At 61.7% G+C, this 2,984-nt stretch carries 4 protein-coding genes and 1 pseudogene; 3 read left to right on the top strand and 2 right to left on the bottom strand.

Annotated elements, in window-relative coordinates:
• Positions 1–231 (bottom strand): annotated as a pseudogene (locus ACIQ17_RS32545) (hypothetical protein); the annotation flags it as partial.
• 123 nt (positions 232–354) lie between these two features.
• Here ACIQ17_RS32545 and ACIQ17_RS32540 point away from each other — a divergent pair.
• The 3 genes from ACIQ17_RS32540 (at position 355) to ACIQ17_RS32530 (ending at position 2,843) form a co-directional block, all read left to right on the top strand.
• Entirely contained in the window at positions 355–1,206 is an 852-nt protein-coding gene (locus ACIQ17_RS32540; protein ID WP_398473691.1) for an MBL fold metallo-hydrolase, read from the top strand.
• Between the two features lie 115 nt (positions 1,207–1,321).
• On the top strand, positions 1,322–2,164 hold the full coding sequence (locus tag ACIQ17_RS32535; protein WP_398473689.1) for a fumarylacetoacetate hydrolase family protein: 843 nt from the start codon (positions 1,322–1,324) through the stop codon (positions 2,162–2,164).
• Between the two features lie 64 nt (positions 2,165–2,228).
• Positions 2,229–2,843 carry a glutathione S-transferase family protein gene (locus ACIQ17_RS32530; protein WP_398473688.1) on the top strand — a complete coding sequence of 205 codons (615 nt, stop codon included), beginning with the start codon at positions 2,229–2,231 and terminating at the stop codon, positions 2,841–2,843.
• Positions 2,844–2,847: 4 nt separating this feature from the next.
• Here ACIQ17_RS32530 and ACIQ17_RS32525 read toward each other — a convergent pair.
• A partial coding sequence (locus ACIQ17_RS32525; RefSeq protein ID WP_398473692.1) for an MGMT family protein occupies positions 2,848–2,984 on the bottom strand: 137 nt, incomplete at its 5' end.

Below are 2,984 nucleotides of genomic sequence, written 5' to 3'. Positions count from 1 at the left end.
CCGCATCAAGGCAACGAGATCGGCCTTTTCGTCCTCACTGAGCGCGGCGATAAAACCGGAGATTTCCCGGACCACGGGATCGCTGCCGTCGTCTTCCAGCACGTCAATCATCTTGTCGTCGGCACCGTTCGAGCCCTCATCGGTATCAACCTCGATATCCTTGGCGTCGAACTGACGGGCTTTTTCGATCAGGAAGCCGACCTTGTCGGATGAAATTGCGAGTTCTGGCATGATGCGCTCCTCGAAAACCTGTTGTGCCCATGCCAACGCGCAGCAATGCGAGATGATCCATTGCGCCCGCAGCGCAAAATCCGCATCCTCCTGCCCCAATAAGAACACGGGAGTGAACGCCGCATGCAGTGGACGGTAGGCAAGGTCAGGATCACGCAAATCCTCGAGAGCCGGATGACGGGCAGCACGCGCTTCATCCTTCCCCAGGCTGGCCCGGATGAAGTGAAGGCCCTGCCCTGGCTGATCCCGGATTTCGCCAATGACGAGGGCCGGCTGAAAATGTCGATCCATGCGCTGGTGGTGGAAACGCCTACGCGGCGTATCATCGTCGACACCTGCCTCGGCAATGACAAGGAAGGCCGCTCGGTACCGACCTGGAATTATCTCAACACGCCATTCCTGCGTCATCTCGCCGATGCCGGCTTTGCGCCCGACAGCATCGACACCGTGCTCTGCACGCATCTGCACGTGGATCATGTCGGATGGAATACGCGGCTGGTGGAAGGGCAATGGGTGCCGACCTTTCCGAATGCGCGCTACCTGTTCGGCAAGACCGAGTATGACTACTGGAAGACCCATAGCGAACGGCCCGATCACATTGCCGTCTTCAATGACTCCATCAAGCCGGTGGCCGATGCCGGGCTCGTCGACCTGATCGCAGCCGACGCCGATGTCGCCAATGAAATCTCGCTGATCCCCACGCCCGGCCACAGCCCCGGTCACATGAGCGTGCACATCAGGTCGGGCGGCGAGGAAGCCCTGCTGACCGGTGACGCCGCACATCATCCCGTGCAGATGGCGCATCCCGACTGGGCCTCGACGGCCGATTCCGATCCCGCGCAATCGACGCGCTCACGCATTGAGCTGTTCACGCGTTTTGCCGACACGCCGACGCTGGTGATCGGCGGCCATTACGGCGCCGGGCACCTGAAGCGCGACGGCGCCGCCTGGCGCTTTGATGCGCTGCGAAACTGAGAGCACGTATCCCGGAGGGAAGTGGCCCGTCCGTCGAGGCTCGAAGGCGGATTGAATTTCATCCCGCGGTGTTCCACAACTTCACCCGCCAAACAAAGGCTCCAGGGAGACGACAATGAAACTCGTAAGATACGGCGCGTTCGGCAGCGAAAAGCCCGGACTGATCGACACCAACGGCAAGCTGCGCGACCTCTCCGGCAAGATCAAGGATCTGGCCGATGACGCTTTCTCGCCGGACAATCTTGCCAAGCTCAAGGCCATCGATCCCGCCTCGCTCCCCGAAGTCTCCGGCAACCAGCGCTTTGGCTCGCCCGTCGGCGGCAAGCCGAAATTCATCGCCATCGGCTTGAACTATGCGGATCACGCCGCCGAATCCAACATGCCGATCCCGTCCGAGCCGATCGTATTCATGAAGGCACTGAACTCGCTGTGCGGCCCGAATGACGATGTCGAGAAGCCGCGCGGCTCCACCAAGCTCGATTGGGAAGTCGAACTCGCGATCATCATCGGCACTAGGGCAAAGTATGTGTCCGAAGCCGATGCGCTGAAGCATGTCGCCGGCTATGCCGTCTGCAACGACGTCTCCGAACGCTTCTTCCAGATCGAGCGCGGCGGTCAGTGGACAAAGGGCAAGTCGCATGACACGTTCGGCCCGCTCGGCCCGTGGATCGCGACCACGGATGAAGTGGCCGACGTGCACAATCTCAGCATGTGGCTCGACGTCAATGGCAAGCGCTGCCAGACCGGCTCGACCGCCACCATGATCTTCAACGTGCCGCAGATCGTCTCCTATCTCTCTGGCATGATGACCCTGATGCCCGGCGACATCATCACCACGGGCACTCCGCCCGGTGTCGGCCTCGGCATGAAGCCGCCGAAATTCCTTGAAGTCGGCGACGTCATGACGCTCGGCATCGAAGGTCTCGGCGAGCAGAAGCAGAAGGTCGTGGCGGCTTAAGGCACGCAGGAAACAGCGCAGGCGTCATCGCGCCTGCGCCTCTCTCGAAGAAAGACATCGAACAATGAAGCTGACTTTTTCGCCGACCTCGCCCTTTGCCCGCAAGGTGCGCATTGCCGCCATCGAGCTCGGACTGCTCGACAAGATCGAACTGGTGGCCACCAGCGTAGCGCCGACCCAGGCCAATGAGGCCTATGCGCATGACGTGAATCCGCTGCGCAAACTGCCGGCGCTGATCCTCGATGATGGCCTGGTGATCGTCGACAGCTACAACATCACCGAATATCTCGACGAACTCGCCGGCGGCGGCAAACTGGTTCCTGCTTCGGGCCCGGCGCGCTGGAAGGTGAAGAGCGAGCACACGATGATCCAGGGCATGACCGACGCCATGCTGCTGTGCCGCTATGAATCCGCCGTTCGGCCGAAGGAGTTTTTCTGGAAGGGCTGGTACGACGATCAGTGGGATCGCGCCTGGCAGGGCTTTGCGCGTTTCGAGAATTCGGACATCCTCAGCCGCCCGCTCGACGCCGCGCAGATCGCCCTGGTGTGCGCGCTGGGCTATGCGGATTTCCGCTTCGCCGATTGCGGATGGCGCAAGGCGTTTCCGAAGCTCGATGCGTTCCACGAACGCATGCTGCAGCGCGAGTCGGTGAAGATCTCGGTGCCGCCAACGGCCTGAGCGACTAGTCGAACCGCGAGGGCGTGTAGTTCACATACGCGCCCTCGATCGCCAGCATCTTGAGCTTGGTTTCGACACCGCCATTGGCCGAGAACCCGCCCGGCTTGCCGCCCGCCGCCAGCACGCGATGGCACGGCACGA

The sequence above is a fragment of the Tardiphaga sp. genome, from assembly GCF_044340795.1.
In the GTDB taxonomy this organism is placed as follows: domain Bacteria; phylum Pseudomonadota; class Alphaproteobacteria; order Rhizobiales; family Xanthobacteraceae; genus Tardiphaga.
The sequence above is the reverse complement of the archived record's forward strand: the minus strand, read 5'-3'. Positions and strand labels throughout refer to the sequence as shown.